This is a genomic window from Gulosibacter sp. 10 (genome assembly GCF_900163695.1).
In the GTDB taxonomy this organism is placed as follows: Bacteria; Actinomycetota; Actinomycetes; order Actinomycetales; family Microbacteriaceae; genus Gulosibacter.
This window is the reverse complement of record NZ_FUIC01000010.1, coordinates 1-5,790: the sequence shown is the minus strand read 5'-3', so window position 1 is coordinate 5,790 and position 5,790 is coordinate 1. Positions and strand designations below refer to the sequence as shown.

The window sequence follows — 5,790 nt, the reverse complement described above, 5'->3', positions numbered from 1 at the left end:
GCGATCGCCGCGACGCTCTGACCCGCCGCCTCAGCGACTGCCGAGCAGACTCGCGCTCGTACTCGATGAACGCCGCGATCATCGCGCGATAGGTCGCCTCGACCACGTCCGGCGAGGCGCCCTCCGCCGCCGCGCGCTCGCGCACCCGGTCGATCACCTGCTGCACGCGGGCCGGGGCGTCGACGGTCTCCGCCGAACCCTCGGCGCTCCGGGCCTTCTCCCGGCCCGCGGCGGCGACCCATCGCTGGCGCGTCGCGATCAGTCGGATCATCTCGGCGTCGATGCCGTCGATCGCGGCGCGGATGTCGGGGAGTGGCTCATCGCCTGCGGGGTGCTTCTCGGTCATGGCGAGAGTCTAGAGGGCTCAGCGCACGGCGTCGTCCGGGCTCTTGCCCTCCGGGCGCGTGTTCTCCGCGCCCGTGTTCTCCGCGCCCGAGCCGTCCGCGTGCTCGTCATCCGCATCCGCGCCCGCATCATCCGCATCCGCTGCGGCGGCTCGCCCGCCGGCCGCCTTCGCCGGGTCCAGCCGCTTGATGCTGAAGCCGGTGTAGCCGTAGATGACGTTAAGCAGCGGCACGATGAAGGCGAACAGGATCCACGGGATGAACTCCATGGGCGCCAGGCCGAACACGCCGGCGGCGAAGACCGCGGGAACGCCCCAGGGGACGAGGTTGATGCCGACGGTGCCCGCCGCCTCCACCGCGCGGGAGAGGTTGAGCGGCGAGAGGTTCATCCGCTTGTAGGAGGCCAGGAAGCCCCGCGCCGGCAGGATGATCGCGAGGAACTGCGCGCCGCTCGAGAACCCGACGAGGAAGGTGGCGAAGATGGTCGCTGCGATGAGCGATCCGGCCCGCTTGATGCGCCGGACCAGGGGGTCGATCAGAGCCGAGAAGATGCCGGTCCGCTCCAGGATGCCGCCGAGCGCGGTGGCGACGACCACGAGCGCGATCGTCTCGAACATCGAGGTGATGCCGCCGTTGCTCAGCAGGTTGTCGATGGCCTCCTGCCCCGTCTCCGAGACGTACCCGGAGGTCGTGGCCTGCAGTACCTCGGCGATCGACTTCCCCTGCACCAGCAGCGCCGTGGCGCCGCCCATGACGGCGATGAGCAGCAGTGCGGGGATCGCCGGTATCCGCATCGCGATGAGGACCAGTGCCAGCACGACGACGATGAGCAGCAGCGGGTGGATCGTGAACTGCGCGTCGAGGCCCGAGAGGATCGCGTCCCGGCCCGACGACGCGCTCGCCGAACCGCTGACGATGTTGAGCCCGATGATCCAGTAGAGCGCCGCGCTGATCGCCAGCGCCGGGATCGTGTCCCACAGCATGTGGCGGATGTGGGGGAAGAGCCCCTCGCCGACCATGGCGGGGGCGACGTTGGTCGTGTCCGACAGCGGCGAGAGCTTGTCGCCGAAGAAGGCGCCCGAGATCACCGCTCCCGCGACGATGGGCAGCGGCATGCCCATACCCTCGCCGATGGCCATGAAGGCGAGGCCGATCGTGGCGATGGAGGTGAACGAGCTGCCCAGCACGAGCGAGATGAACCCGGTGATGAGGCAGGCCAGCGGCAGGAACAGGCTCGGGTCGATGATGCTCAGCCCGTAGTACACCAGGGTGGGGATGACCCCGCCGCTGATCCAGGTGCCGACGATCATGCCGATCACGATGAGGATGAACACGGCGGGCAGCGCCTTGCTCACGCCCTCCGCCAGCGACTGCTCGAGCTCCCGCCACGAGTGGCCCAGCGCCCTGCCGATGATGCCGGCGACGGCGATGCCCGCGATGATGGGCACGAGCATGCCGATCTTCCAGTACATGGTCGACATGAACGCCATGCCGATGAGTGTGAGCAGCGGCAGTGTCGCGACGAGAAATGGCGGTTGCTTGGGTGCAGACATCGTTGTCATCCGTATTCGTTGTGGCCCGGGGTCCGGAATGGTCCCGGGATGTGCAAGGGGGCCTGGGGCGCGTCAGCGCCGGCGCAGGGGCAGGACGTCGAGGTCGTCGGGCACGATCGCCCGCGGCCCCGGCGCATCCGCGAGCTGTCGCTTGAGCGAATCCGCGGAGGTGCCCGGCACGAGGTGGTGCAGCGCGAGCCGGCCGACGCCGGCGCTGCGCGCGACGGCGAGGGCGTCGGCGATGGACGTGTGCGAGCGCTCGTGGTGGCTGCGCGTGGCGCGGGCGCTCGACTCCGTCGGGTCGGCGAACTTCGACATGAGCCACTCGAGGTCGATCGCCTCGTGGAGGAGGAGGTCGGCGCCCTCCGCGAGCGCGATCATGTTGGGGGTGAACGCGGTGTCGCCGGAGATCACCACCGATCCGCCCTCGGTGTCGAAGCGGTACCCGAACGCGGGCGCCATCGGCGGGTGCTCGACGAGGATCGCGGAGACCCGCACGCGGCTGTCTTCGTACACGACGAACGGCGCCATCTCGGGCACGGGGTTCTCGTTGGCCTCGAAGCCGAGGCCCTCGGGCAGGACGATGTCGCGGGCGCGGATGACCTCGAGCGGCGAGGGCCGGAGGCTGTCGAGGATGCGCTCGTTGAGATCGGTCGCGTGCGCCTCGACGATGCGGGCCAGCGTCTCCGCGGTGCCGGGGGTGGGGCCGTGCGCGGCGACCGGCTGCGGCCGCTGGGCCGCGTGCGGCGAGGTCGGCGGCAGCACGCCGCGGTCGCCCGGGCCGATCAGCGCGATCGGCTCCCGGCCGTCGTCGGTGTTCTCGAAGGTGCTGAACAGCGCGATCGAGGTGAGGTCCACGACGTGATCGGAGTGCAGGTGCGTCAGGAAGATCGCGGCGACGTCGTGGAGGCCGAAGCCGGCCTGCACGAGCTGCCGCCCGGCTCCGTAGCCGCAGTCGACGAGGTAGACGGCCCCGCCGACCACGACCGCGGTCGCGATCCCGGCTCGGACCGGCTGCCCCTGATAGCGCCACCAGCGGGGACCGCCTGCGGTGCCCAGGGTGACGACGTACGGCGCTGCTGTCTCCGACATGTTCTCCGTTGCCCTCCGTTGCGCGACGGCCCGCTGCCGCTGTCTCGGCACGAGCCCTGGAGACAGTGTGCTGCACGCCGTGGCATTTGTAGAATCAATTGTGATGAAGAATCGAATAGGAATTGCTGATGAATAGGGTCACGCTGCGCCAGCTGGAGTATTTCGTGGCCGTCGTGGATGCGGGCTCCGTCACGCTCGCCTCCCGGCAGGTGCACGTCTCGCAGGCGACCGTCTCGATGGCGATCGCGCAGCTCGAGCGCGACCTCGACGCCGACCTGCTCATCAGGCACCGTTCCAAGGGCGTGGCGCCGACGCGGGCGGGGCGGGAGCTCGCCGCGCGGGCCCGCCGGCTCCTGTCGATGGCCGAGGAGCTCGAGTCGAGCGCGCTGGCCGGGGACTCGGAGATGTCGGGGCCGCTCGAGATCGGGTGCGTCTCCTCGCTCTCCCCGCACGTGATCCCGGCGCTGGCGGCGCATTTCGACGCCGAGCATCCGCAGGTGGCGTTCGACTATCGCGAGGGGGCGGCGGGCGAGCTGCAGGAGGCCCTGGTCGAAGGCGCGCTGGATCTCGCCATCGTCTTCTCGCGGCAGTGCGAGGACGCGGTCGACTCGACGGAGCTCGCGGAGGTGGTGCTGAACGTGATGCTGCCGGCCTCGCATCCGCTCCGCGACCGTGCCGAGGTGTCGTTCGCCGAGATCGCGCACGAGCCGGCGATCCTGATCGATCTTCCGCCGAGCCGCGATCGGTCGATCGAGTTCATGCGTGCCGCCGGCGTCGAGCCCCGCATCAGGTGGACGAGCGAGAACCTCGCCACCGTGACGGCGCTCGTGGCGAACGGGCTGGGGTACTCGCTCAGCTATTCGCTCCCCGGCGCGCAGAGCCCGGTCTCCTCCGGCGTGGTGGAGATCCCCGTGGCGGATCCGGTGCCGGGCAATGCCATCAGCGCGGTGCTGCCGAAGGGGATCCGCCCGTCGCGGCGCGTGGACGAGGCCGTGCGCTTCCTCCGCCGGCGCCTCGCGGAGCTGGAAACGGGAGCGGCCCCGTCACCTGATGGTGACGGGGCCGAGGCGAGCCGCCTGCCGGAATCGAACCGGCGACCTATTCATTACGAGTGACGGATAACAGGTATGCATAGCTTGTCATGGCGTGCAAGTTTCCTGGTCAGGCGGCGTTTCTCTATTCATGGCTGATGATGGCTTGTCACGCTCAGGGGTGGATATAGGGGTGTGATTTCACTCCGGCCCGCGTTCGAACTCGACCCCGTGCTGCACGACATACGCCACAGCCGAGTTGAAGCCCTCGAACGAGGCCACCCAGAGCCGGTCCCCGTCCGCGTTTCGATGCCGCTCGTAGTAGGTGTGGAACGCTGGCCCGCCGTGCGGAGGGACGATCCTCCGCACCCAGCCGATGGTGGTCTTGCCGTGGCCGTGGACGCGCCAGAGCTGACCTGGCCAGACGGTCTCCGCGAGCGGGTGTGACAGCGCCTGGATACGCGCCTCGCGCTGCTCCCAGTCGTCGACGCCGCGGTGTGAGGCGTTGCGGTAGTAGAGGCTGTCGGTCATGCGTGCAGGGTAGACGGTGGGGCCGACATCGGGACGGGAAAAAGGTTGCCCCTTTTGGGCAAGCGGTGTAGTCTTGAAGTACAAGGCAGGTGATATCCAGATCACGGCCACGACTCCAAGGGAGCAACGATGAACACCATTCAGATCACCGGCACCATCGCCGACCACATCGCCGCGAACCCCGCGATCTTCGACACCGAGCGCACCGCCGAAATCGTCGCTGGCGAGCTTGTCGCCACCGCCATCATCTGGGCGCGAGCCGAAAACGACGACGTACTCAAGTACCGCGTCGAGCAGCGGCAAACCCTCGCGCAGGGCGAAACCGCCGCAGAGGCCGAGACTCGCGCCACCGCGATCCTCGGCCGCATCGACCGCAACTTCATCCCCGACAGCTACGAGGTCTAATGCGCCCTTCCACCGCGCACCTGAAGACGCTCCGCGAGGAAACCGGGCTCACCCTCAACGAGGCGGCAGACCTCGCGGGCGTCAGCCTCCGCACCTGGAAATATTGGGAATCTCCCGAACGCGACCAACCCGCGAGACCAGACGTGATCGAGCAGCTCGAACGCATCCTTGCCGTGCAGGACCGCGGCATCGATGCGGTTCTCGAGGCACACGGCAGCATCCCCGAAGACACAGTAATGACGCTCACTCGATACCGAACCGATGGTGCTCTCGCACGATCGCACCCCGGATTCCCGGGTGGCCTCTCGGCACACACAGCGATGATCGGCCGGTGTGTTCGAGAACTTCGCTCAGAGGGACGGGATGCCATTGTTGTCTGGGATGACGACCCCGCCGCCGCAACAGGCGCAGACTTCCTCTGATTCGGCACGAACTGCGGCCACTCGGCTACACGCGCGGGTTCCGGCTTTCCCGCAGCCGTCGAACCGACTAGCCATGTCAGACGGTGCCGCTACACTGCACGTGGGCGGCGCCGCCCCAACCCCGCGTAGGCGGGAGTAGCCCATCTGACGGGCACACACTTCGCGTACGCGAGGGCATCCACTGCCACCGCTATGCCCGAAAGACACGCACCATGTCCTACCCGACACCACCCACGCCACTCCCCGACAGGACCCGGAACGCGTTCCGCACCGCTCTGGCCGTCGCCGACTTCATCGCCAAGCACCGGCACTGGCCACGCGCGCTCCGCGCGAGCCACGTGCCCGAGGACGAGCAACGGCTCGGCCGCTGGCTCAGCCGCATCCGCAACGACCCCGGCCCCGAACCCCCCCC

General features: G+C 68.9%; 8 protein-coding genes and 1 tRNA gene. 4 read left to right on the top strand and 5 right to left on the bottom strand.

The annotated features are described in order from the left end of the window. From FM112_RS03630 to FM112_RS03620, 3 genes are all read right to left on the bottom strand, one after another. Window positions 1-346, bottom strand: a 346-nt coding sequence (locus tag FM112_RS03630; protein ID WP_087003621.1) for a chorismate mutase, incomplete at its 3' end; no start/stop codon positions are given. Window positions 347-364: 18 nt separating this feature from the next. Next, window positions 365-1,897, bottom strand: a complete 1,533-nt coding sequence (gene nhaC / locus FM112_RS03625; protein WP_087003618.1) for a Na+/H+ antiporter NhaC — start codon at window positions 1,895-1,897, stop codon at window positions 365-367. A 72-nt stretch (window positions 1,898-1,969) separates the two neighbouring features. Continuing rightward, the gene (locus tag FM112_RS03620) at window positions 1,970-2,989 is read right to left on the bottom strand and encodes an MBL fold metallo-hydrolase (protein WP_087003615.1); all 1,020 of its coding nucleotides are present in this window, start codon (window positions 2,987-2,989) and stop codon (window positions 1,970-1,972) included. A 128-nt stretch (window positions 2,990-3,117) separates the two neighbouring features. On the opposite strand from FM112_RS03620, the gene FM112_RS03615 reads away from it, so the two are divergent. Further along, entirely contained in the window at window positions 3,118-4,104 is a 987-nt protein-coding gene (locus FM112_RS03615) for a LysR family transcriptional regulator (RefSeq protein ID WP_087003612.1), read from the top strand. Here the strand turns inward: FM112_RS03615 and FM112_RS17075 are convergent. Continuing rightward, window positions 4,060-4,159, bottom strand: a tRNA-Thr gene (locus FM112_RS17075). The two genes, FM112_RS03615 and FM112_RS17075, sit on opposite strands and share 45 nt — an antisense overlap. Window positions 4,160-4,221: 62 nt before the next feature. Next, entirely contained in the window at window positions 4,222-4,551 is a 330-nt protein-coding gene (locus tag FM112_RS03610) for a hypothetical protein (RefSeq protein WP_087003610.1), read from the bottom strand. Between the two features lie 129 nt (window positions 4,552-4,680). On the opposite strand from FM112_RS03610, the gene FM112_RS03605 reads away from it, so the two are divergent. The 3 genes from FM112_RS03605 to FM112_RS03595 all read left to right on the top strand — a co-directional run. After that, window positions 4,681-4,956, top strand: a complete 276-nt coding sequence (locus FM112_RS03605; protein WP_087003607.1) for a hypothetical protein — start codon at window positions 4,681-4,683, stop codon at window positions 4,954-4,956. Further along, the gene (locus FM112_RS03600) at window positions 4,956-5,378 is read left to right on the top strand and encodes a DUF1870 family protein (protein WP_087003604.1); all 423 of its coding nucleotides are present in this window, start codon (window positions 4,956-4,958) and stop codon (window positions 5,376-5,378) included. Before FM112_RS03605 ends, FM112_RS03600 begins: the two co-directional genes overlap by 1 nt. Before the next feature lie 212 nt (window positions 5,379-5,590). Further along, a partial coding sequence (locus tag FM112_RS03595; protein WP_140400559.1) for a hypothetical protein occupies window positions 5,591-5,790 on the top strand: 200 nt, incomplete at its 3' end.

Bases quoted from the DNA above. Each gene is read 5' to 3' on its own strand.
- nhaC (WP_087003618.1), bottom strand. From the start codon at position 1,897: ATGTCTGCACCCAAGCAACCGCCATTTCTCGTCGCGACACTGCCGCTG.
- FM112_RS03620 (WP_087003615.1), bottom strand. From the start codon at position 2,989: ATGTCGGAGACAGCAGCGCCGTACGTCGTCACCCTGGGCACCGCAGGC.
- FM112_RS03615 (WP_087003612.1), top strand. From the start codon at position 3,118: ATGAATAGGGTCACGCTGCGCCAGCTGGAGTATTTCGTGGCCGTCGTG.
- FM112_RS03610 (WP_087003610.1), bottom strand. From the start codon at position 4,551: ATGACCGACAGCCTCTACTACCGCAACGCCTCACACCGCGGCGTCGAC.
- FM112_RS03605 (WP_087003607.1), top strand. From the start codon at position 4,681: ATGAACACCATTCAGATCACCGGCACCATCGCCGACCACATCGCCGCG.
- FM112_RS03600 (WP_087003604.1), top strand. From the start codon at position 4,956: ATGCGCCCTTCCACCGCGCACCTGAAGACGCTCCGCGAGGAAACCGGG.